Origin of the sequence: Pseudoalteromonas sp. SCQQ13 (genome assembly GCF_015864415.1) — a bacterium.
Classification (GTDB): domain Bacteria; phylum Pseudomonadota; class Gammaproteobacteria; order Enterobacterales; family Alteromonadaceae; genus Pseudoalteromonas; species Pseudoalteromonas nigrifaciens.
In genome coordinates this window covers 11,769-34,044 of record NZ_JADYXG010000026.1, presented here as the reverse complement: position 1 = coordinate 34,044, position 22,276 = coordinate 11,769, and the positions used below count along the sequence as shown (strand labels likewise).

The 22,276-nt window shown below is 39.4% G+C and carries 21 protein-coding genes; 20 read left to right on the top strand and 1 reads right to left on the bottom strand.

Annotated features, from left to right (window positions below):
• The first annotated feature begins 2 nt into the window (after nt 1-2).
• The 11 genes from hemA (at nt 3) to rlmM (ending at nt 9,886) form a co-directional block, all read left to right on the top strand.
• Nucleotides 3-1,259 carry a glutamyl-tRNA reductase gene (hemA, locus tag I6F41_RS16475; RefSeq protein ID WP_041454381.1) on the top strand — a complete coding sequence of 419 codons (1,257 nt, stop codon included), beginning with the start codon at nt 3-5 and terminating at the stop codon, nt 1,257-1,259.
• Nucleotides 1,260-1,265: 6 nt separating this feature from the next.
• Nucleotides 1,266-2,351, top strand: coding sequence for a peptide chain release factor 1 (gene prfA, locus I6F41_RS16470; protein ID WP_011327744.1), 1,086 nt, complete (start codon nt 1,266-1,268; stop codon nt 2,349-2,351).
• Nucleotides 2,352-2,356: 5 nt separating this feature from the next.
• Nucleotides 2,357-3,196, top strand: coding sequence for a peptide chain release factor N(5)-glutamine methyltransferase (gene prmC, locus I6F41_RS16465; protein ID WP_086997954.1), 840 nt, complete (start codon nt 2,357-2,359; stop codon nt 3,194-3,196).
• Nucleotides 3,197-3,279: 83 nt separating this feature from the next.
• Nucleotides 3,280-3,654, top strand: a complete 375-nt coding sequence (locus tag I6F41_RS16460) for a SirB2 family protein (protein ID WP_179808147.1) — start codon at nt 3,280-3,282, stop codon at nt 3,652-3,654.
• A 148-nt stretch (nt 3,655-3,802) separates the two neighbouring features.
• On the top strand, nt 3,803-4,633 hold the full coding sequence (locus I6F41_RS16455) for a tetratricopeptide repeat protein (protein ID WP_011327747.1): 831 nt from the start codon (nt 3,803-3,805) through the stop codon (nt 4,631-4,633).
• Nucleotides 4,634-4,647: 14 nt separating this feature from the next.
• A complete protein-coding gene (locus I6F41_RS16450; protein ID WP_011327748.1) occupies nt 4,648-5,901 on the top strand; it encodes a DUF819 family protein in 1,254 nt (417 codons plus the stop codon).
• Between the two features lie 9 nt (nt 5,902-5,910).
• Nucleotides 5,911-6,765, top strand: coding sequence for a 3-deoxy-8-phosphooctulonate synthase (kdsA, locus tag I6F41_RS16445; protein WP_011327749.1), 855 nt, complete (start codon nt 5,911-5,913; stop codon nt 6,763-6,765).
• A 110-nt stretch (nt 6,766-6,875) separates the two neighbouring features.
• Nucleotides 6,876-7,772, top strand: coding sequence for a transcriptional regulator GcvA (locus I6F41_RS16440; RefSeq protein ID WP_011327750.1), 897 nt, complete (start codon nt 6,876-6,878; stop codon nt 7,770-7,772).
• Between the two features lies 1 nt (nt 7,773).
• A complete protein-coding gene (locus I6F41_RS16435; RefSeq protein WP_182683214.1) occupies nt 7,774-8,403 on the top strand; it encodes an alpha/beta family hydrolase in 630 nt (209 codons plus the stop codon).
• Nucleotides 8,404-8,422: 19 nt separating this feature from the next.
• Nucleotides 8,423-8,791 (top strand): DUF423 domain-containing protein, encoded by a 369-nt coding sequence (locus tag I6F41_RS16430; RefSeq protein ID WP_041454382.1) that lies wholly within the window; start codon nt 8,423-8,425, stop codon nt 8,789-8,791.
• A gap of 9 nt (nt 8,792-8,800) precedes the next feature.
• Nucleotides 8,801-9,886: a 23S rRNA (cytidine(2498)-2'-O)-methyltransferase RlmM gene (gene rlmM / locus I6F41_RS16425; protein WP_197108775.1), complete on the top strand. Its 1,086-nt coding sequence runs from the start codon at nt 8,801-8,803 to the stop codon at nt 9,884-9,886.
• A gap of 72 nt (nt 9,887-9,958) precedes the next feature.
• On the opposite strand, the gene cysZ is transcribed toward rlmM, so the two are convergent.
• Nucleotides 9,959-10,672: a sulfate transporter CysZ gene (cysZ, locus tag I6F41_RS16420; RefSeq protein ID WP_182676878.1), complete on the bottom strand. Its 714-nt coding sequence runs from the start codon at nt 10,670-10,672 to the stop codon at nt 9,959-9,961.
• A gap of 352 nt (nt 10,673-11,024) precedes the next feature.
• Between cysZ and I6F41_RS16415 the strand changes: the two genes are divergently transcribed.
• From I6F41_RS16415 to I6F41_RS16375, 9 genes are all read left to right on the top strand, one after another.
• The gene (locus I6F41_RS16415) at nt 11,025-11,378 is read left to right on the top strand and encodes a YkgJ family cysteine cluster protein (RefSeq protein WP_011327756.1); all 354 of its coding nucleotides are present in this window, start codon (nt 11,025-11,027) and stop codon (nt 11,376-11,378) included.
• A gap of 569 nt (nt 11,379-11,947) precedes the next feature.
• Nucleotides 11,948-13,513, top strand: coding sequence for a BCCT family transporter (locus tag I6F41_RS16410; protein WP_089367978.1), 1,566 nt, complete (start codon nt 11,948-11,950; stop codon nt 13,511-13,513).
• A gap of 1,354 nt (nt 13,514-14,867) precedes the next feature.
• On the top strand, nt 14,868-15,038 hold the full coding sequence (locus tag I6F41_RS16405; protein ID WP_167376930.1) for a hypothetical protein: 171 nt from the start codon (nt 14,868-14,870) through the stop codon (nt 15,036-15,038).
• Nucleotides 15,039-15,239: 201 nt separating this feature from the next.
• Nucleotides 15,240-15,683, top strand: a complete 444-nt coding sequence (locus tag I6F41_RS16400; RefSeq protein WP_011327760.1) for a hypothetical protein — start codon at nt 15,240-15,242, stop codon at nt 15,681-15,683.
• 374 nt (nt 15,684-16,057) lie between these two features.
• A complete protein-coding gene (gene speA, locus I6F41_RS16395) occupies nt 16,058-17,971 on the top strand; it encodes a biosynthetic arginine decarboxylase (RefSeq protein ID WP_011327761.1) in 1,914 nt (637 codons plus the stop codon).
• Between the two features lie 2 nt (nt 17,972-17,973).
• The gene (gene speB / locus I6F41_RS16390; protein WP_011327762.1) at nt 17,974-18,897 is read left to right on the top strand and encodes an agmatinase; all 924 of its coding nucleotides are present in this window, start codon (nt 17,974-17,976) and stop codon (nt 18,895-18,897) included.
• 244 nt (nt 18,898-19,141) lie between these two features.
• Complete coding sequence (locus I6F41_RS16385; RefSeq protein ID WP_011327763.1) at nt 19,142-19,351, top strand: DUF1656 domain-containing protein; 210 nt, start codon at nt 19,142-19,144, stop codon at nt 19,349-19,351.
• Nucleotides 19,351-20,211, top strand: coding sequence for an efflux RND transporter periplasmic adaptor subunit (locus I6F41_RS16380; protein WP_182683215.1), 861 nt, complete (start codon nt 19,351-19,353; stop codon nt 20,209-20,211). The genes I6F41_RS16385 and I6F41_RS16380 overlap by 1 nt, the downstream gene beginning before the upstream one ends.
• Nucleotides 20,211-22,262, top strand: coding sequence for an FUSC family protein (locus I6F41_RS16375; RefSeq protein WP_089367979.1), 2,052 nt, complete (start codon nt 20,211-20,213; stop codon nt 22,260-22,262). Before I6F41_RS16380 ends, I6F41_RS16375 begins: the two co-directional genes overlap by 1 nt.
• Nucleotides 22,263-22,276: the final 14 nt, after the last annotated feature.

Sequence of the window (22,276 nt, the reverse complement as noted above, 5' to 3'; positions counted from 1 at the left end):
ATATGACCATAATCGCACTTGGTATTAATCACAAAACCGCTCCCGTAGAATTACGTGAAAAAGTGGCTTTTTCCCCTGAGCAAATTTCAGAGGCGCTACAGCAATTAAGTGGCCACGCCCATTTTAATGAGGCAGTGATTGTTTCCACCTGTAATCGAACTGAAGTGTATTGTAGCCTTGCACAGCAAAATTCCCAAACACTGTTGCAGTGGTTATCTAGTTTCCATGGTTTGGATGAACATGAACTGAGTAAAAACATTTACTGCCATGAAGGTAGTGATGCTATAAATCACTTAATGCGCGTAGCCTGTGGCCTAGATTCACTCGTACTGGGCGAGCCGCAAATTTTGGGGCAAATAAAGCAAGCGTATAACAGTGCTAAAACTCATAATGCTGTGGGCGTGACGTTTGATAGATTATTTCAAAAAACGTTTTCAGTTGCTAAGCAAGTACGTACTGAAACCAACATTGGTGCCAGTGCAGTGTCGGTTGCTTATGCGGCGGTTAATTTAGCTAAACATATTTATGGCAAGCTCGATAAAACCAATGTACTTCTCATTGGTGCCGGTGAAACAATTGAGCTAGTAGCCAAACATTTGTACCAAAATGAGCCGCAAAACATTACGGTTGCGAACAGAACCCTTGAGCGTGCACGTAGTTTAGCGGATCAAGTATCGGGTGATGTAATTGCACTTGCTCAGCTACCTGAGCGTTTACATAAAGCCGATATTGTTATTAGTTCTACCGCCAGCACACTGCCTATTATTGGTAAGGGTGTGGTGGAGCAAGCACTTAAACAGCGTCGTTATAAGCCTATGTTGTTTATTGATATTGCGGTTCCTCGCGATATTGAAAGCCAAGTGGGTGAACTTGACGATGCTTATTTATATTCTGTTGATGACTTACAAACCATTGTTAGCGAGAATATGAGTGCCCGAGAAGAAGCCGCTGAGCAGGCTGAAGTTATTATTACCGAGCGCACTAAAGAGTTTTTAATGTGGATACGCTCACTCGATTCGGTGGATTTAATTCGCCACTATCGAAACGATGTACAAACAATAAAGTCCGAACTTGTAGAGCGAGCAGTGAGTCAGCTCAATACAGGTAAAGATGCCGAAAAAGTTATTTTAGAGCTGGCCAATAAGTTAACCAATCGCTTAATGCACGCGCCTACCCGTGCTATTCAAGATGCAGCGAAAAAAGGTGAAGTGGCTCAGTTAAACCAATTGAAAAAAATGTTAGGTATTGATCAGGAATAGCAGTTAATGAAAGAATCCGTTTATCATAAGTTAGAAATCTTAGTTGAGCGTTATGAAGAAGTACAAGCGCTACTAAGCGACCCATCGGTCATTCGTGATCAAAACCGCTTTCGTGCACTTTCTAAAGAATACTCAGATTTAGAAGAGGTAGTAAAAACGTTTTTAAGCTACCAACAAGCGCAACAAGATGTAATAAGCGCAGAAGAAATGCTGAAAGATTCAGACCCAGATATACGTGAAATGGCGCAAGAAGAATACAAAGAAGCTAAAGCACAAATACTGACCATAGAAGATGAAATTCAAGTATTAATGCTGCCAAAAGATCCTAAAGACAATAATAACGTGTATTTAGAAGTGCGAGCGGGCACTGGTGGCGACGAAGCGGCTATATTTGCCGGCGACTTATTTAGAATGTACAGCCGTTATGCCGAAACTAAAAAATGGAAAGTAGATGTGGTGACCACCAACGAAGGTGAGCACGGCGGCTATAAAGAAATAATTGCTAATATTAGTGGTGAAGGCGTTTTTGGTCAGCTGAAATTTGAATCTGGCGTGCATCGTGTACAACGTGTACCAGAAACCGAATCGCAAGGTCGAGTTCATACCTCTGCGTGTACGGTTGCGGTAATGGCTGAAGTACCAGAAGCTGAGGCAATTGAAATTAATTCGGCCGATCTTAAAGTTGATACGTTTCGTGCATCAGGCGCGGGTGGTCAGCACGTAAATAAAACCGATTCTGCTATTCGTATTACCCATATACCTACCGGTGTGGTTGTAGAGTGTCAGGATCAGCGCTCGCAACATAAAAACCGTGCTAAAGCTATGTCGGTACTTGCAGCGCGTTTGCAACAAGCTGAAGACGAAAAGCGCGATGCAGCAGAAGCCTCTGAGCGTCGTAACTTAGTAGGCAGTGGCGATCGCTCTGAGCGTATTCGTACTTATAACTATCCACAAGGTCGTATTACCGATCACCGTATTAACTTAACCCTATATCGCTTAAACGAAGTGGTAGCCGGTGATTTAAGCTGTATTGTAGAGCCATTAATGCAAGAGCATCAGGCCGACTTACTAGCGGCCATGGGCGACGAGTAATAATAGTGACCCAAACCCTCGAACAAGCAATTGCTGCAGGCGCTAATTTATTAGCACCTAGCAGCGAAAGCGCTAAATTAGACGCGCAAGTTTTACTACTGCATATATTGCAAAAACCTCACAGTTATCTTTTTACTTGGCCAGAAAGCACGCTTAGTACAGAGCAACAGCAGCAATTTGATACATTTTGCCAAAGGCGTTTAAATGGCGAGCCAGTTGCACATATTACAGGGCAACGTGAATTTTGGAGTTTATCGCTAGAGGTTAATGCCACCACTTTAATACCGCGTCCAGATACCGAAACTTTAGTAGAGCAAGCGCTTGAAATGGCGGTGCCAAGTAATGCAAAGGTGCTCGATTTAGGCACAGGGACTGGCGCAATCGCGTTAGCACTGGGGAGCGAAATGCCCACTTGGCAAATTACCGCAGTAGATAGAGTAGCTGATGCTGTTGCACTTGCTACACGTAACCAGCAGCGATTAGCCATTAATAATGTGCAAGTAAAGCAAAGTAATTGGTTTAGCGCGCTTAATGGCGAAAAGTTTCATTTAATTGTATCTAATCCGCCGTATATAGAAACAACCGATATACACCTCAAGCAAGGTGATGTGCGCTTTGAACCGCTCTCAGCACTTGTTGCAGATGATGATGGACTGGCTGATATAAAACAAATAATTACCCAATCACGTGACTATCTTCACGCTAAAGGTTATCTTTTGATCGAACATGGTTTTGAGCAAAGTGGTGCGGTTAGCCAATTTTTTGCACAAATGGGGTTTATAAATATTAAAACAGTGAAAGACTTAGGCAATAACGATCGCGTTACACTTGCACAGTGCTCTTAAACTAAATTACAGCAGTGTAATATTTGCACTGCTTATTCGTTTTTAAAAATAAAAACATTTAACTAAACAGAAGTATTAAAACTATGGATTATTTAGCAGTTAAACATTCACACATGGCTATTGCGATGTTGAGTGTAATTTTATTTTATGTACGCTCATTTTCACGCATGGGTAGTGGTAAGTTGGCAAAAAATAAACTGGTGTTTATTGGCAGCCACGGCATAGACACTTTGTTACTTGTTTCAGCATTAATGCTAATGGGGATCGCTAAAATTAATCCGTTTGAGCAATATTGGTTATTAGAAAAGATAGTGCTAGTGATTATTTATATTGCCGTTGGTATTGTTAGCTCAAAACAAACAAAAACAGCACCAAAAGTAGCATATACCATTTTTAACACTTTGGTTATTTTAGCTATCGGTTATTTAGCAACCGCTAAGTCGGCACTGCTTTTATAAGTAATAATTAGCCCAATTGAGCTTTGTATAATTGTGTACAAAGCTCAACTATTTCTAAACATAAGTTCACATTCAAGCCCCTCTACATTGGTATCTAGCTTAAAAAGTAGTAAACTACGCCTTCGTTTTCTAAAATGTTGTAGTATGAATGACCACCCTCGGGTTTGATGAACACGATGATTCTTATTTTGATGAAGCTTATGATGATTTTTTGCCACCGGCGATTTATCGTTGTATTCAAGCCGAATCTAAATGGGACCCTCAGATTGACTTAACGCCTAGCTATGAAATTTTAACTTCCTTTGAACAGGAAATAGATGCTTTGTGTCTGCAAACATCTGACGAGCATGTGCGTTTAGATAAGCTATTAGATCGCTTTTATAGTGAATGGCTGTTTAGTGCTTCTAGCTTAAAAGTGCCAGAGTACAAATTAAATTGCATAAGCTATACATTAACTATGCGCAGTGGTTCACCAACAACACTTGCTATTTTACTCAGCCATTTTTTACAACATGCCAAACTAGACGCTTGTGTAAGTATTACCCAAGGTGATATTGGTATACATGTAGCTATGAGTGATGAAGAAGGCTATACCATTGAGCCAAGCAGCGGCCAACAAAGCTGGTATATCATTCCTGAAAACGTTGATGAAGATAATGCCCAAGAGCAAGAGCCACTTGAGCTTATTTTTGACGACGAAGTATATAAATTATTTTTAGCCCAGCAAAAGTGGTCGTTTATTAGCGAAAATAAATTTGGTCATGCGTTAAACTGCGTCGAAATGCTGATGGATATAATTGGTGACGACCCTTATGAGCGACGCGACAGAGGGTATTTACTCAATCAATTAGGTTGCCCTAAAATGGCACGTGACGATTTACAGTTTTTTGTAGATGAATGCCCAGACGATCCTGCAATAGAGATTATTCAACACCAAATAGAAGAACTAGAAGACAATAATAATAAAACTCACCATTAAAAATAGGAATAACTATGGTTGAAGCCCAAACTGCATTAATTACTAACGATGCTGTGGTACTTGGTTTACTGGCTATTATTTTAGGGTTTGTGTTTAAAACCTCTAACAGCCAGCACCCAGGTTTTAAAGCATTTTATAAATATGTACCCGCTTTACTGTTATGTTACTTTTTGCCCTCATTACTTAATACCTTTGGTATTGTTGATGGTAATAAATCAAACGTATATTACGTAGCGTCACGCTACTTATTGCCAGCGTGTTTAATACTGCTGACTATAAGTATTGATTTAAAAGCCATTATAAACTTAGGCCCCAAAGCACTCATTATGTTTTTAACCGGTACTACTGGTATTGTTATTGGTGGCCCTTTAGCTATTTTAATTATGAGCGCAGTGTACCCAGAAGCAATTGGCGGACATGGCCCCGATGCCGTATGGCGCGGTATGACCACAGTAGCAGGTAGCTGGATTGGTGGCGGTGCTAATCAAGCATCAATGAAAGAAATGTTTGAAGTTGGCGGTGATATATTTTCGGCCATGGTGACGGTAGATGTCATTGTTGCTAACTTATGGATGGCCGTTTTATTATTAATGGCAGCGAATCATAAAGCCATTGATGCAAGAACAGGTGCCGATACCAGCGCCATTGAAGATCTTAAAAACCGGGTTGAAAAATATCATGCTGAGCATGCGCGCATGCCAACGCTTAACGATTATATGATGATTATTGCCATTGCCTTTGGTATTACCGGCTTGGCACATTTTTGTGCTGACTTTTTAGGCCCTTACTTTGGTGCTAATTTCCCATGGGCACAAGAGTACAGCTTAAACAGTAAGTTTTTTTGGTTAATCGTGATCTCAACCACTATTGGTATTAGTTTATCGTTTACTAAAGTACGCCATATAGAATCGTTTGGCGCGTCGAAAGTTGCTTCTACATTTTTGTATATTTTGGTTGCATCAATCGGCTTACACATGAATATAACGGCGATTTTTGAAACACCAATGTATTTTGTAATTGGCATTATATGGATGCTTACCCATGCGAGCTTAATGTTAATTGTAGCTAAACTAATTAAAGCACCGTTATTTTATATGGCGGTAGGCTCACAAGCCAACGTAGGCGGCGCGGCATCTGCACCCGTTGTTGCCGCTGCATTTCACCCGTCGCTTGCTCCTGTAGGTGTATTATTAGCGGTACTTGGCTATGGCGTAGGTACTTATATGGCTTATATTTGTGGATTAATGATGCAAGCAGTTGCACCATAAGGAATAAAAATGAACAACCAAATTATTAAAATTAATGACATAGAACTTGCAAACAACAAACCGTTTGTATTGTTTGGCGGTATTAATGTATTAGAGTCTCGTGATTTAGCCATGCGTGTTGCAGAGCATTACGTAGAAGTAACCACTAAATTAAATATCCCTTATGTATTTAAAGCGTCGTTTGATAAAGCTAATCGCTCATCAATCAACTCTTACCGCGGCCCGGGTTTAGACGAGGGTTTAAAAATATTTGAAGAAATTAAAAAAACATTTAATATTCCGTTAATTACCGACGTACACGAACCACATCAAGCAGCACCTGTTGCTGAAGTAGTTGACGTTATTCAGTTACCGGCATTTTTAGCCCGCCAAACAGATTTGGTTGTTGCTATGGCAAAAACCGGCGCAATTATAAACGTAAAAAAACCACAGTTTTTAGCCCCACACGAAATGCGCCATATTATTACTAAATTTAACGAAGCAGGTAATAACAACGTGGCACTGTGTGAGCGTGGTTCAAGCTTTGGATATAATAACTTAGTGGTTGATATGCTCGGCATGGACGACATGAAAGTAATGGCACCTGTTATTTTTGATGCTACCCATGCACTACAACGCCCAGGTGGCCGTGCAGATTCGGCTGATGGTCGTCGCGCCCAAGCAGCAGAGCTTGCTCGCAGTGGTATGGCACTTGGTATTGCGGGCTTATTTATAGAAGCACACCCCAATCCAAATGAAGCAAAATGCGATGGCCCATGTGCACTAGCATTGAGTAAATTAGAAGGCTACTTAACACAAATGAAAGCCGTAGATGATTTAATTAAAAGCTTTGCACCGCTTGATACCAGTGCCAGCGATTTATAATTTATAACCTATATATTAGGTAATATTTAAAAAGCGACTAAGGTCGCTTTTTTTACACCTTAAATATATAATTCCATGCATAAGAAAAACTAATTCAAAGCGTGGTTATCATGTCAAGACGGGTCCCTCCATTAAACGCGCTTAAAGCCTTTGAAGCAGCAGCACGTCATTTAAGTTTTACCAAAGCTGCAGAAGAGCTATATGTAACGCAAGCCGCTGTAAGTCATCAAATAAAAACATTAGAAGAACATTTGGGCTTAAAGCTATTTATACGCAGAAACCGCTCGCTATTATTAACCGAAGAAGGGCAGGGTTACTTTCTCGATATAAAAGAAATATTTACCCAACTAATAGACGCCACCGAAAAATTACTAGCACGAGGTGCAAAAGGCTCTTTAACGGTAAGCTTAACGCCAAGCTTTGCGATTCAGTGGCTAGTGCCCAGATTAAGTTTATTTAATGAGTTACACCCAGAAATAGACGTGCGAATAAAAGCGCAAGATCTAGACGAAAACTCTTTAACCGACGATGTCGACGTTGCTATTTATTATGGCCGGGGGCATTGGAGTGGGGTGCAAACTTTTAAGTTACATACCGAGTATTTAGTGCCGCTATGTAGCCCGCTATTATTAAATGGCATTAAGCCACTTAATCAACCCAGTGATTTAGCGCACCATACTTTATTGCACGACACCACGCGTAAAAATTGGAAAACATGGATGAAAACCGCCGGTGTACGTAATGTACAAGTTAACCAAGGGCCTATTTTTAGTCACTCATCTATGGTGTTACAAGCCGCAGTGCATGGTCAAGGTGTGGCTATAGGCAATAGTGTACTCGCTAAGCCCGATATTGACGCCGGACGATTAGTGATCCCGTTTAATCATAGTTTAGAGAGTAAAAACGCTTATTATTTAGTGCTGCGCGAGTCGCAAACTGAAATGGGTAAAATAGTGTCATTTAAAGAATGGATGCTGAGCTTAGTAGAGCAAGAACAAGAGTATTAATATGATTGAATGGTTTAAAAGTACACAGCAGCCAGCTATAGCACAGTTTATTTTTGCCCATGGTGCAGGAGCCGGTAGCGACCATGAGTTTATGCAAAATATGGCACAACTCATTAGTGAGCAAGGGATTGATGTTGGTTTATTTGATTTTGAATATATGCAAATAGCGAAACAAACCAATAAACGCCGCCCACCCGATCGCGCGCCTAAATTGCTTAGCTACTATGAGCAAATACTTAGCCATGCACAGCCAGGGTTGCCGTTATTTATTGGTGGCAAATCTATGGGGGGACGAATGGCGTCAATGCTTGCCTGTACTAGCGAGCATGCTATTTTAGGTGTATTAGCGTTTGGCTATCCGTTTCATCCGCCAGGCAAGCCTGAAAAGCTACGCACCGATCATTTTGCTGATATAGGCTGCCCATTTTTGGTATTACAAGGTGAGCGCGATACGTTTGGTACTCGTGAGGAGCTAGCTACTATGTTAATGCCCAAGCAACCAGAATATTGCTGGCTACCCGATGGTGACCATTCACTAAAACCGCGTAAAAAAAGTGGCGTTAGTGAGGCGCAAAATCGAGCAACTGCAGTACAAAGTGCTGTGCGCTTTATAAAATGCATTGTTAAATAAGTATTCGAGAGAGTAATAAATGATTAAATTATTTTTAATGACCGGGAGCTTTTTTTGTATGCTGTCGGTAATGCTAGGGGCTTTTGCCGCCCACGGTTTAAAAAGCCGACTGTCGGAGTACTCATTAGGTGTGTTTAAAACCGCAGCTGAGTACCAAATGGTGCATGGATTAGCGCTTATAGCTGTGGCGGTGTTAATTAAGTGGGGTATTAACCTCAATTGGGCTGGCGGTTTTTTTATTGCGGGCACACTGCTTTTTAGTGGCAGTTTATACTTACTTGCCATAACAGGTATGAAGTGGCTAGGCCCAATAACCCCATTGGGTGGTTTATGCTTTATTATTGGTTGGATTGTTATTTTAGTGCAAGTTGCACGATTTAAGTTTTAAAGGGTTAATATGTCTAGTGTTGTAATTTACTGTCGTAGTGGGTTTGAAAACGATGCCGCTGCTGAAATAACGTTCCACGCTGCCGAGCAAGGTTTTGCCGGTTATGTTAAAGCAAAGCCAAATACCGGTTATGTTATTTATGAGTGTTTTAACGCGCAGCATGGCGACGAAATAATTAAAAAAGTTGATTTTAAAAACATGGTGTTTGCTCGTCAATGGTTTGCTGGTACGCTGATCGAAAACATGCCAGTAGAAGATCGTGTAGGGGCCGTTGTAGAGGCTGCTAAAGATTTTACCTTGTGCTCTGAGCTACGTGTAGAAACCCCCGATACCAACGAAGGCAAAGAGCTTTTAACCTTTTGTAAAAAAATATCAACGCCCCTTAAAAAAGCCCTCGAAAAACGTAATATTGTACTGCGCGAGCCAAAAGCAAACCGCCCAGTAATGCATGTACTGTTTTTAACTAACAACACAGCTTATGTGGGTTACTCGTATAGCTTTAATAACTCGCCATTTTTTATGGGTATTTTACGTTTACGTATGCCAAGTGATGCGCCAAGCCGCTCTACTTTAAAATTAGATGAAGCATTTAATGTGTTTATTCCAGAACAACAACGCGAGTCACGCGTTGCAGCCGGAATGCGCAGTGTTGACTTAGGGGCGTGTCCAGGTGGCTGGACTTATCAGTTAGTGCGCCGTGGTATGTTTGTAAGCGCGATAGATAATGGCCCAATGAACGATGATTTAATGCAAACAGGGCAGGTAAAGCACTTTAGGGCCGATGGCTTTAAATATCGCCCAGAAAAACGCAACATTACTTGGTTAGTATGCGACATGGTAGAAAAGCCAACTAAAGTAACCAGCCTAATGATTGACTGGGCAGTAAATGCATATGCTAAAGAGCTTATTTTTAACTTAAAGCTGCCAATGAAAAAACGCTTTGATAGTGTTTACGAGTGTTTAAGCATGATCAGAGCTGAACTAGAAAAATACGGTATAAGCTATGAGTTACAAGCTAAGCATTTATATCATGATCGCGAGGAAGTGACCGTGCATTTAAATGTGACCAAAGTGCCACAAAGCTTGTATAGCTAATGATGAATTAGTAAATAACCAGAGTTAAGGTTAAATAAAAAATGGGTCAAGTGACCCATTTTTTATTTCATATTATTGAGTTCGGTATTGGCTGCGAAAGTTATCAACCCATAACTTGGTGCCACCACAAACAGCAACAGGCATTACAATTAAATTTACCAACGGAATGGCTGTTAGCAACATTACTGCAAAACCAAACCCGTACGATAAACCTTGCTTGCTTTGTAAATCGGTTTTCATTTGCTTAAAGCTGATTTTATGATTATCGAACGCGTAATCTTGGTATTGCACGGCAAACATCCAACACGAAAAAAGCACCCACAGTATTTGCCCTATAACCGGCAACACCCATAACAATATAAAAAAGCCAATGGCGCGGGGAAGGTAATAGCAAAGTTTTGTCCACTCTCGGCCAAGCATGCGTGGCACATCTTTTAATAATTCAGCCAAGCCATCATCATTAATTTTTTGACCTGTTAAATGCAACTCAACTTTTTCACTGAGTAAACCATTAAAAGGTGCGGCAATAAAGTTTGTGATTACAGTAAATAACATACTGTAGCTAAACAGCACTATTAACAGGGCAATGGGCCACATTAACCACTCAAGCCAGCTTAACCACTCGGGTAGCATATTATTTATGTAGCTAAAACTGTCGCTTAACCAGCCAAATAAAAAAAACAACGAGCTACCAAAAAGTAAAATATTAATTAACAACGGAATAAACACAAAACGCTTTAATCCCTTTTGAGTAATTAATTTAAAACCCGAAAAAAAATACTCCATACCTTGTATGATCTGCACAACTACCTCAAAAAATATTTTTCATTTGCACTAGTATAAATAGCTGAGTAATTTTAAACAGTATTTTTAGGTAACAAAGTGTTTAAGTAAAATAATAACAACGGCCAGCTTACTACTTTATTCATCCTGCTTAATAAATAATATTTAGTTTATAAGCTGTGTATATTAGCGCTATGGCGTAACTAAATGCTAACTTAGCTTGATTTTTGGGCAGTGCAAAGCGTACTATAGCTGATCTAGCCACTCTAGGCTTAGGCATCGCTTTGATGCATTGTGGAGAAATTAGTAAAGTTGCCGCGTCAGTGCGTTGCAAAAATAAAGGGTATAAATAGTGATGTACAAAAATCAGGAAGTAATTTTACGATTACGCGCTAATATTCCAGCGTTTGAATGCGTAAAAGGATGCCACGACTGCTGCGGGCCAGTAACAACGTCTTCAGAGGAAATGTCGCGCTTACCGGTAAAAACAGATGCTGAGCATGAAGCGGCGTTAAACGAGTTCAATTGTGTACATCTTGGTCCCAATGGCTGCACTGTATATGACGAGCGTCCATTAATTTGTCGCTTATTTGGTACTACGCCAAGAATGCCTTGCCCGAATGATCGTCGACCAGACGAACCTGTTGACCCTAAAATTGAGCGTGAAGTACATCACTTTATAGCAAACACGCGTCAAGTATTAGTGTAAGTATCGGTATTTATTAAAGTAATAGAGCGCTTATTAAGCGCTTTTTTTATGTGTGTTATACGCGTTGCTAATAATTTAAAAACCATCAATAAGTTTATTCCAAACACTCTCTTAGTTATTTTACAAAAATACTATCAATACATATTAAATTTATTACGAGATTGATTATGCATTTGACTATTAATAAACTTAGCCTTATGTACCCTTTTTTATCGCAGTACTTTTGCATCTCTTTATTTATATTGCCATTTCTGTTTGCCTAGCCCCTTCAAAATTGTTGTTTTATATTTGTTTATTATTAAAAATAGCTGTAAGCAAGGCTTTGCTATTGTGTAAATTCACTATTAATAATTAGAGTACCGTTGGATTAGGTTGCTGAAAAGGGTAAAATATTCACAAATTGGCAGTTAAGATATTTGTTATGGCATTTTCTAAACTCGAAATAAAGCAAGATCGAAAGATAATTTAACCTTTTGATTAGCGTCGCTTCATTGTGTAATTTCGTATTTAGGGTGGGTGTTGTGGTATGTCGCTATGTCGGTAACTAAAAATCCATCAGGAGACGATAAATGAGTACCACTGGAGTAACAAAACAACATGAGGATGAGCATTCATCTACAATAAAGTATTTGGCAGGGGTTGATATACCGGTATTTTTAATCAGTGGTGGCATCCTTGTGCTATTTGCTGTGCTAGCACTTTATGATATTGATTTGATGTCGGGTTGGATCAATACCGCCTTTGCTTTTTCTACTAAAACGTTTGGTGCCTTTTGGCAAATATTATTGCTTTCGACCTTTATAATTGGGTTGTTTTTAGCCTTTGGACGTACCGGGAAAGTGGTATTAGGTGGCTTAAAAAAGCCAGAGATTACTACCTTTAAGTGGATCAGCATTATTATGTGTACACTCCTTGCTGGTGGCGGGGTGTTTTGGGCTGCTGCTGAGCCAATGGCACATTTTATTTCGCCGCCGCCAATTTTTGGTGGTGAATCAGGCACTAAAGAGGCTGCATTTAATGCTTTAGCGCAAAGCTTTATGCATTGGGGTTTTTTAGCCTGGGCTATTTTAGGCAGCCTGACTGGCATAGTGTATATGCATTTACATTACGAAAAAGGTTTACCGCTTAAGCCGCGTACTTTGTTGTATCCGGTATTTGGCGATCGCGTAATGAAAGGCGCATTTGGTGCTATTGTCGATTCGTGTTGTGTTATAGCTGTAGTAGCAGGCACGGTAGGCCCTATTGGCTTTTTAGGCTTGCAAGTAAGTTTTGGTTTAGAAAAACTATTTGGTATTCCAGATACTTACACCACTCAAGTGGCCATTTTATTTAGTTTAATTGCAATTTATACTCTATCTGCCGTAAGTGGTGTTACTAAAGGAATTCAATTACTCAGTCGCTTTAATGTGATTTTAGCCGTGGCGTTAATGCTGTTTATTTTGCTGATGGGGCCTACAGCCTTTATTTTTGATAGCTATATTCATTCGTTTGGGCTTTATATTAATAACTTTATTCCTATGGCCACTTTTCGTGCCGATACCGCTTGGTTAGACTGGTGGACAGTATTCTTTTGGGGCTGGTTTTTAGGTTACGGACCTTTAATGGCTATGTTTGTTGCACGAATTTCGCGCGGCCGTACTATTCGTGAAATGATCACACTTATCTCAATAATTGCTCCTGTTATTACTTGTTTTTGGTTTACGATAGTGGGTGGTTCAGGAATATTTTTTGAGTTAGCAAACCCGGGTGTTATTTCAGAACCCTTTGCGGGCTTAAATTTACCCGCTGCGCTGTTGGCCATTACTGAGCAGCTGCCTATGGGCTTTGTTATATCGGTGTTGTTTTTAATTTTAACCACAATATTTGTAGCAACCACGGGTGACTCTATGACCTACTCGGTATCTATGGTAATGACAGGTAACGATCATCCGCAAACACCCATTAGAGTGTTTTGGGGCATTATGATGGGAGTTATGGCAGCAATATTAATTTCGATAGGTTCTGGTGGTATTTCTGCACTGCAATCGTTTATTGTAGTAACCGCCGTACCAGTGTCTTTTGTGTTGTTACCATCACTTTGGACGGCTCCACAAATTGCGAAAAAAATGGCTACTGAGCAAGGTTTATATAAATAATACAGCTAATATTAGGGCATAAAAAAGGGCGCCAATATTATTGGCGCCCTTTTTTGTTATTACTTAGATTTTCTCTTTCTTGGTTTTGCAACTTCAACAGTATTTGATTCTTTCAGTTTACGTTTTTCTTTTAACGATAAAGCGGGTTTTTTCTTATCATTTTTAGACATATTCACCACCTAAACAATAAATAATAGATTAATTTAAAATGCTTTTTTCACAAACTAAAAACCTAACAACAATCAAGGTAAGTTACCTCCAGACTTTGTCGAAAATAAACGTTAGTTACTTATAAATTATTCGCATTAAAAGTGGAGCGGGGTTAGTTTCCTTCTACCGATAAGCCGGCTGATCCACGTTCGGCTTCATCGTAAATAACCACCGCAGCTCACTTTATTTGCCTAATTAAAGGCATAGCTAATAACATTAAAAGTTAGCGTTACTTAAAGTAACTTAAGCCTTTCTCTTTTTCCTTGGCTTTGCTACTTCTGTTGTATTCGATTCTTGTTTTAACTTACGTTTTTCTTTTAACGATAACTGTGGTTTTTTCATATCATTTTTAGACATATCATCACCTATTAATAAATAACAAATTAATTACTTCTGCTTTTAGTAAACTAAAAATTAAAGAAACAATATCAATCGGCTATTCACCTCCTTTAATAAGATTAAATAATTACTGATCTTCGTTTATATTGCTTAAAACTAAACGAAGAAACTTTATGCTTTTACTGTATTTAATAACCAAATTTGCCACACGCTAAACAATAGCGCATAAATAATATTGATAATAAAAACACAGTAATATTTAAATCTCACTTTAATCTAGGCGATAGAAAGCTTGCCGAGAATGGCCTAAATTAAAAGTTAAATTAAAAATTAATAGTAAATTCTGTGAAACAGATGGACGCAGAGAAGCGTCCGCTTAAGCGGGGAATTTTAGGGCGAAGCTCCCCAAACAAATAATATAATTAAATAAAAAAATATATGTTTTCATAGCTCCAATATAGCAGCTTAAATAATAACTTCAAGCTCTCTTAGATGCTTTAATTAAAGATTAAATTTATGGGTTAAATAACCATTATTTTTAAACTGAAAGCAGTACTCATTTAAGTATTAATTTAGTTAAGGTATTGTTTTAAATTGGTTTATATTCTACGCGTTTGGCTTGTAAGGGGGCGGTAATATTAACCAACACTTTTAAAGAGTATGACGGCCTTGAATGTAATACGTAATTATAGCGGAAAAATATTTTTAGATTATTTAAAAATGATTACGTAGCAATACTTTAAGTTATTTGTTAAAACTATTAAATTATTATCCTAGGTATAAATGTGAGTATAAGGAGTATTTTATGTCGAAAAAAGTAGTAACTTTTGAATACGAAAAAGAAACAAAAAACAGTGTTCGTTACAAAGAAGTCCCAGATGAAGGCGTTGCCCCTATTGTTGGATCTTTGTATGTTCAGAAGTGGTTTGCTGGGAATAGCAAAACGCTTGAAATAACGATAGATAAAAAAGACTAATTAGCGGCATTATTTTTGCGCCATGTGTTTGTTTAGGTAAAAGCGACTAATAAATACTACGTTTTATTTAAGGGCGCATAATATATTTTTAAACTAATAAAGTTGCTTATAGCGTATTATAGTAGCTCATTTATTGTTAATATTAGGCTTAAGTAAAAGTACGCTAGCCTCACAAATTTGATTAACAAGGAAGTTGTATAGATGAAGTATTTTGTTTTAATTTCTATTTTAATTCTTAGTGGGTGTACATCAACACCTAAAGTTATATCTAACTCGGATATAACCAGCACTATGAATTTAATTGCCCTCACCGAAGAAGTCGCTCCTGCAGGAATAAAAGGCGTATTTAAGTTATCAATAAAGGCGGCGGGCATTCAAAACAGTGGTATCTATTTAAATACAGAATTGGATTATAGAGATAGAAGAAATGTGAGTGTCGCTATTCACCCTAGAACAGTAAATGCTTTTATAAAAAAGTATGGAACTTCGCCCGATTTATATTTTATTAATAAAACAGTTGAAGTTACGGGCGAGGCTAAACGTATGATAATTGATTTTTACGCTATGGGTAAAAAAACAGGAAAGTACTATTTTCAAACGCATATAAATATAACATCACTCAATCAGATAAAAGTATTGGACTAGGTGAGTTATTAAATAAGCTATAATTTGTCGGGTGGCGCTGCGTTTATCCGACTTTAGCTTGTACCCTGTTTTTATTTTAATATCGCTAATATTGGCTTTTCAAGCCGCAATTTAGCAACTAATTTTACGCTATATATCTGCAATCCTTAATAACAAAAGTTGTAATAAAAGCCGTATATTAAGCGCAATTTAGATTCTTCCTTTATGTTACCTGCCTCTGAGGCGCTATGATCTTTAGCGTTACTTTGTTTCTAATTTTTAACATTAAAATTTACTCGTTACGAGTAAAAATTCTTGTTGGACTTAAACCGCTATTTTTCTTTTAATGCGCGCAATTAGCCAGTTCGGCATTTCTAAATAAAAGAGAAAGATAAATGAAAGAAACAACATCACTAGAACAAGCTCGTACGAGCTACAATGTTCGTCATTGGAGCCAAGGTTTTTTTGGTATTAATGAACAAGGTGATGTATATGTTGCCCCTAAAGCCGATGCGCCAGAGCAAACTATTGCACTGACGGACATTGCTAAGCAACTAGAAGATAAAGGCTTAAGTTTGCCTGCATTAGTACGTTTTCCGCAAATATTACATCATCGTGTGCACAGCTTATGTGCTGCATTTAATACCGCGATTGCAGATTACGGCTACCCTAAAGATTATTTATTAGTTTACCCAATTAAAGTAAACCAACAGCGTGAAGTGGTTGAAGAAATTGTTGCCAGCCAAGCACAACTAGAAAAAAAACAACTAGGTTTAGAAGCAGGTAGCAAACCAGAGTTATTAACCGTACTTGCATTGGCTGAAAAAACCAGTGCGGTGATTGTATGTAACGGTTACAAAGACAAAGAATATGTACGCTTAGCGCTAATAGGCGAAAAGCTAGGCCATAAAGTATACATAGTGCTTGAAAAGCTCTCTGAACTCGACATGGTTCTTAGCCAAGCTAAAGAATTAAATGTAAAGCCACGCATTGGTATTCGCGTGCGCTTGGCATCGCAAGGTAAAGGTAAATGGCAAGCAAGTGGCGGCGAAAAATCAAAATTTGGTTTATCGGCATCACAAGTTTTGCATGTGGTTAATCGTTTGAAAGAATCGGATCAACTTGATTTAGTCCAGTTGGTGCATTTTCACTTAGGTTCGCAAATGGCGAATATTCGTGATGTACGTTTAGGTGTAAGCGAAGCAGCACGTTTTTACTGCGAGTTACGTAAACTAGGTGCAAAAATTGAGTGTCTTGATGTGGGCGGTGGTTTAGCTGTTGACTACGATGGTACTCGTAGCCAGTCACATAACTCAATGAACTATAGCTTAGCTGAATACGCTAACAATATTGTGTACACCATAGGCGACATTTGTAAGCAGTATGAACAGCCGTTTCCAACTATTATTTCGGAGTCGGGGCGGGCATTAACCGCGCACCATGCTGTGCTTATTTCAAATGTGATTGGTACTGAAAGTTATACACCTGAAGAAATTGAAGCACCGGCTGATGATGCCCCGCAGTTACTTAAAAATATGTGGATGTCGTGGCAGCAATTGCATGTATTAACTGATGACCGTGCATTAATTGAGATTTATCACGATAGCCAAGGCGATTTAGCCGAAGCACATAATCAGTTTGCAATGGGGTTACTAAACTTAACCCAGCGTGCGTGGGCTGAGCAAACAAATTTACGCGTGTGTTATGAGCTTAATAAGCACATGGACAACAAAAACCGTTTTCATCGGCCAATAATTGACGAGCTTAATGCACGTTTAGCCGATAAGTTTTTTGTAAATTTCTCGTTGTTTCAATCACTGCCAGATGCGTGGGGAATTGATCAGGTGTTTCCGGTGTTGCCATTAAGTGGCTTAACCGAAGCGCCAAAAAAACGTGCAGTATTACTGGATATTACTTGTGATTCTGACGGTGCACTTAATCATTATGTTGATGGTCAAGGCATTGAAAGTACACTACCAGTACCTGAGTTTAGTGCAGATAAACCATATTTAATGGGGTTTTTCTTGGTGGGTGCTTATCAAGAAATATTAGGTGATATGCATAATTTATTTGGCGATACGCACAGCGCTATGGTGAATATGGATGAGCACGGCGTAGCCAGCATTACCGAAATAAACCAAGGCGATACAGTAGCCGATATGATGCGTTACGTGCATTTAGACGTTGAGAGTTTTCAGCAGTCGTATCAGCAGTTGGTAAGTAGCAAAATTGCAGAACACGAACAGCAAAGCGTTTTAGACGAATTGCAAAATGGCCTTGATGGCTACACTTATTTAGAAGAGCTATAAGTATGTCGACTTTGTTTGATCATCCAGATCACTCATTGTATTCCAATGGGATGACCTTTTTACGTTGTCCTATGGTGCAAAATATTACCGCGATTGACGCTGATGTAGTAGTGCTTGGTTTACCATTTGATATGGCGACCTCGGGTCGCCCAGGTGCACGTTTAGGCCCAGACGCGATTCGTCGTGCATCGGTGCATTTAGCGTGGGAAGGCACTAAGTATCCATGGACGTTTCCATTATTTGAGCATTTAAAAGTGGCCGATGCTGGAGACTTTACTTATCCGGTAGGCGATGCTGAGTATTTTACGGCGCAGCTTGAACAAGCCGCGAGTAAAATATTAAGCCAAGGTAAAACCTTGTTAGGGCTAGGTGGCGATCATTTTGTGACTTTACCATTGCTACGTGCGCATGAAAAACAACATGGCAAAATGGCTTTGGTGCACTTTGATGCGCACACAGATACTTACAGTAATGGCTCACGCTACGACCACGGTACCATGTTTTATCATGCACCAATGGAAGGGTTAATTGATTTAGAGCACAGTATTCAAATTGGTATTCGCACCGACTTTGATCAAAGCAAGCATGGGTTTGCAGTGATTGATGCCATGCAAGCCAACGATTTATCGGCAAACGATATTGCTGCGCAAATAATTGCGCGAGTAGGTGATTTACCGGTTTATTTAACCTTTGATATTGATTGCCTTGATCCTGCGTTTGCACCTGGTACAGGCACTCCCGTGTGTGGTGGTTTAACATCAGACAAAGTACTTAAAATATTACGTGCTTTAAAAGGCATTAATATGGTAGGTATGGATGTAGTAGAAGTATCGCCAGCGTATGATCAAAGTGAAGTAACCGCCATTGCTGCAGCAACCATTGCGCATGAGCTTTTGCACTTATGGGCATATAAAAATAAGTATTAAACTAAATTAAACTAAAGAAAATACTAATAAATAGGGCACCCTTAAAGCGTGCCCTATTTTTTTGCGCCCCATAAAAGTAGTATAATTTTTTAGTCGTGTTTATTTAATACCGTTATGCAGTAATTTGGTGTTATTTAACCTGAATTTAGGTTATTTACATATCATTCTATTATAAGCTCGTCAGGCTCAGTCTATACTGAGCTTAATTATCCACTTATAAAAACTAAAATAGGATACCTTTTTTATGCTTCAGGCTGTTGTTTTAGGAGGGCTAGAATTTAGTCCTTTGGTTGTTTATTTTCCCATAGCATTTTTATTAACAGCGCTGAGTCGTTTTATTTTGCACCGTTTAGATTGGCACGATCGCATTTGGCGGGTTGCCTGGTTTGAGGTGTCTTTATTTGTATGTTACTTAGCATTAACCGTATATTTATTAAGTGGAAGAATAATTTAATGGCCAAATATTTACGTATTTTAGTTACAGTACTGGTTATTTTTATGGCCGTATTTGCAGGGCGTTGGGTATGGAATGATTACATGCATACACCATGGACCCGCGATGGCCGCATTAGAGCCAATATAGTTACGGTAGCGCCAGATGTGTCTGGTTGGGTAACTGATTTAAACATGATTGACGGGCAAAGTGTAAAGCAAGGGGATCTGCTTTTTAGTGTTGATGCTAAGCGTTATCAGGCAGCGCTAGAGCGCAGTAAAGCCAGTACCGAAAATGCATTATATACCTGGGAGCTTGCTAAGCATAAATACGAGCGTCGAATAGCATTAAACAGCCAACAAGCAATTAGTGAAGAAAGTTTAGAAGCAACGCGAATTAATACAAAAATAGCAAAAGCAAACTATGAACTCGCTAAAACAGAACAAGCAGTAGCGCAGTTAAACCTTGATAGAACCCAAGTTGTTGCACCTGTGTCGGGTTACATAATTAACTTAGATTTACGCCAAGGCAATTATGTTGCTCAAGGCGTGTCGGTATTTGCCATTGTACAAGCCGACTCTTTTTATGTAACAGGCTACTTTGAAGAAACCAAAATCCCTCTTATTCATTTAAAGCAACACGCAAATGTAGCTTTGTTAAGTGGTGGTAAACCTTTAACTGGTCAGGTAATGAGTATAGGTAAAGCAATTGCTAATACTAATACGCAAAGTAATGGCCAGCGTTTACCACAAGTTCAGCAAACCTTTAACTGGGTACGCTTATCGCAGCGCATTCCGGTGGATATTAAATTAGACGCGTTTCCTGCAGATACTCAGCTTAGTGCCGGAATGACCGCAACTATTCGACTTGTTGAGCGCTAATGGAGGCTGTGCTGCGTAACCTATTTTTACCTAAAAAGCAGGCTGTTATTTTTGCACTAAAAGGCGTAATTGCTATGGCAATGGCGCTTACAGTTGCTTTGTTTCTTAATTTAGATCGCCCTTACTGGGCTTTAGTTTCAGCGGTGTTTTTACAAATACGCCCAGAGAGTGGCTTAGTGGCCGAAAAAGCTCTGTGCCAAATAGTAGGCACTGTTATAGGCGGCTTGTTTGGCATATTACTATTAACGCAGCTTATATCTTACCCTTACTTAGCACTGGGCATACTGGGGTTGTGGTTGGGTATTAACTCAACGTTATCGGCTTTGGTTAGGCAAACAAATTTTATTTATGGGTTTGCTATGGCGGCGGTTACCGCCGAAATTATAGTGTTACTGGTAATAGCAAGCCCTACCACCGTAAGTAGCCAAGCTGTATTTAGTATTGCCCAATCGCGTATGAGCGAAATTATAATTGGCTCAATTTGCGCCGGCATTGTGAGCCATTTATTTTGGCCAGTAAAAGTGAAGAATGGGCTGCAAATTCAGGCAAAGTCATTAATAAACCAAACCCTTAATTACCTAGTTACTGAGCTAAACATACAAGGCTCGCACGAAGAACGACACCAGCAAATAGATGGCATTTTGGCAACCTTAGGCGCAGTTAACGAAGATTCTAGCGCGGTGCGTTACGAAGGCCCTAAAGGTCCTGGGCGCGCTCGTGCAGCAAATCAACTGTCGCAAAAAGTATTATCTTTACTGGCGTTAATTCAAATATTTGGCCGTTTACAACGTAGCCATACAAAATTGATGAGCCCGCTACTGACTCAATTATTTACTCAGCTCAAACAGGTTTTAGCAAATATAGCGCAAGCAAACAGTGTTGATGATTGCATAGAACAAGTAAAAAACTTGCGCCGAGAGTTAACCGAATATCGTGCGAATAACAGCAGTGAGCTGCCCTTTGAATCGCATATGCTCAATGTTAGTGTTGATATAACCACAGAGTTAACAGTGTTGCTGCGTGCTTATCGCGCCCTTGAAGAGCGCGATACAAGGCTGCTAAATGCACCTAGCACAGTAACTTACCGTGATCCGTTAGCGGCAATAATTGTTGGGTTTCGCACCGTTATGGTGTTTTTTATTGGCGCGTGTATTTGGGTAAGCACAGGATCGCCGGCAGCAATAATGATTATGATTTTACCGGTGATATTTTCAATTATGTTAGCGCGTTTTCCACTCATTGTTTTGCGTGTGGTGTTAAAGCGGATAATGATTGGAGTTGTGGTTGCTAGTTTTGTCAGTATTTTTTATGCACTTAACTTATTAGCCTACAGTGGTGGGCAATTAGAAATACTCATATTGGTATTAGCTGGCCCTTACTTTATTGGTTTATTACTACTTGCCGATAGAGAAACCCTGCCTTACGGATTAGGCTTTTGTATACCGTTTTCTATTTTGGTGAGCCCAAGTACCGATATGAGCCGAGCATTTTCAATTGATTATACGCTGAGTGCGGCAATGGCTATTTTTACTGGGGTAGCTATTTTATTTTGGGTTTTTCATTTAATTACAGGGCCAAGCGCCCAGTTATTAGTGCATAGAATTTTTAAAGCAACCCATCAAGACCTGCTCGATATTAATAAACACAGTGCGCCTATTGTTTGGTATAACCAGCGGATGGCCGACCGATTATTACGACTCACTCATTACGACCAAGGTTCGCAGTCTCGCGCTATTACTGACTTGGCATTAACCGCATTAAATTTAGGCCACGCAGCAGTGCGATTACGCTCTGTGTGCGAAAACGTAGCAGGTAAAGATCTAAAATATTTTGCACTGTGGCAGCATGCTCTTGCCGATGCATTTTTGCTGGCAAGTAAAGGTCAAGTTGATCAGCGGTTTAAACATGCATGCGACGCGTTATATCAAGAGTTAGTGTGTATATTAGGAGAGTCGCAGCAGGTTGAGGCAATACAAGGAATGTTTATGCGGATTAACTTAACCTTTGAGCGCAGCGCCAATAGTATTAAGACCCCAAACTCACTACTTTAGCTATTTTTCGAGTT

Excerpts from the sequence above, each read along its gene's own strand:
- hemA (WP_041454381.1), top strand. The coding sequence starts at position 3 with ATGACCATAATCGCACTTGGTATTAATCACAAAACCGCTCCCGTAGAA.
- prfA (WP_011327744.1), top strand. The coding sequence starts at position 1,266 with ATGAAAGAATCCGTTTATCATAAGTTAGAAATCTTAGTTGAGCGTTAT.
- I6F41_RS16460 (WP_179808147.1), top strand. The coding sequence starts at position 3,280 with ATGGATTATTTAGCAGTTAAACATTCACACATGGCTATTGCGATGTTG.
- I6F41_RS16455 (WP_011327747.1), top strand. The coding sequence starts at position 3,803 with ATGACCACCCTCGGGTTTGATGAACACGATGATTCTTATTTTGATGAA.
- I6F41_RS16450 (WP_011327748.1), top strand. The coding sequence starts at position 4,648 with ATGGTTGAAGCCCAAACTGCATTAATTACTAACGATGCTGTGGTACTT.
- kdsA (WP_011327749.1), top strand. The coding sequence starts at position 5,911 with ATGAACAACCAAATTATTAAAATTAATGACATAGAACTTGCAAACAAC.
- I6F41_RS16440 (WP_011327750.1), top strand. The coding sequence starts at position 6,876 with ATGTCAAGACGGGTCCCTCCATTAAACGCGCTTAAAGCCTTTGAAGCA.
- I6F41_RS16435 (WP_182683214.1), top strand. The coding sequence starts at position 7,774 with ATGATTGAATGGTTTAAAAGTACACAGCAGCCAGCTATAGCACAGTTT.
- I6F41_RS16430 (WP_041454382.1), top strand. The coding sequence starts at position 8,423 with ATGATTAAATTATTTTTAATGACCGGGAGCTTTTTTTGTATGCTGTCG.
- rlmM (WP_197108775.1), top strand. The coding sequence starts at position 8,801 with ATGTCTAGTGTTGTAATTTACTGTCGTAGTGGGTTTGAAAACGATGCC.
- cysZ (WP_182676878.1), bottom strand. The coding sequence starts at position 10,672 with ATGGAGTATTTTTTTTCGGGTTTTAAATTAATTACTCAAAAGGGATTA.
- I6F41_RS16415 (WP_011327756.1), top strand. The coding sequence starts at position 11,025 with ATGTACAAAAATCAGGAAGTAATTTTACGATTACGCGCTAATATTCCA.
- I6F41_RS16410 (WP_089367978.1), top strand. The coding sequence starts at position 11,948 with ATGAGTACCACTGGAGTAACAAAACAACATGAGGATGAGCATTCATCT.
- I6F41_RS16405 (WP_167376930.1), top strand. The coding sequence starts at position 14,868 with ATGTCGAAAAAAGTAGTAACTTTTGAATACGAAAAAGAAACAAAAAAC.
- I6F41_RS16400 (WP_011327760.1), top strand. The coding sequence starts at position 15,240 with ATGAAGTATTTTGTTTTAATTTCTATTTTAATTCTTAGTGGGTGTACA.
- speA (WP_011327761.1), top strand. The coding sequence starts at position 16,058 with ATGAAAGAAACAACATCACTAGAACAAGCTCGTACGAGCTACAATGTT.
- speB (WP_011327762.1), top strand. The coding sequence starts at position 17,974 with ATGTCGACTTTGTTTGATCATCCAGATCACTCATTGTATTCCAATGGG.
- I6F41_RS16385 (WP_011327763.1), top strand. The coding sequence starts at position 19,142 with ATGCTTCAGGCTGTTGTTTTAGGAGGGCTAGAATTTAGTCCTTTGGTT.
- I6F41_RS16380 (WP_182683215.1), top strand. The coding sequence starts at position 19,351 with ATGGCCAAATATTTACGTATTTTAGTTACAGTACTGGTTATTTTTATG.
- I6F41_RS16375 (WP_089367979.1), top strand. The coding sequence starts at position 20,211 with ATGGAGGCTGTGCTGCGTAACCTATTTTTACCTAAAAAGCAGGCTGTT.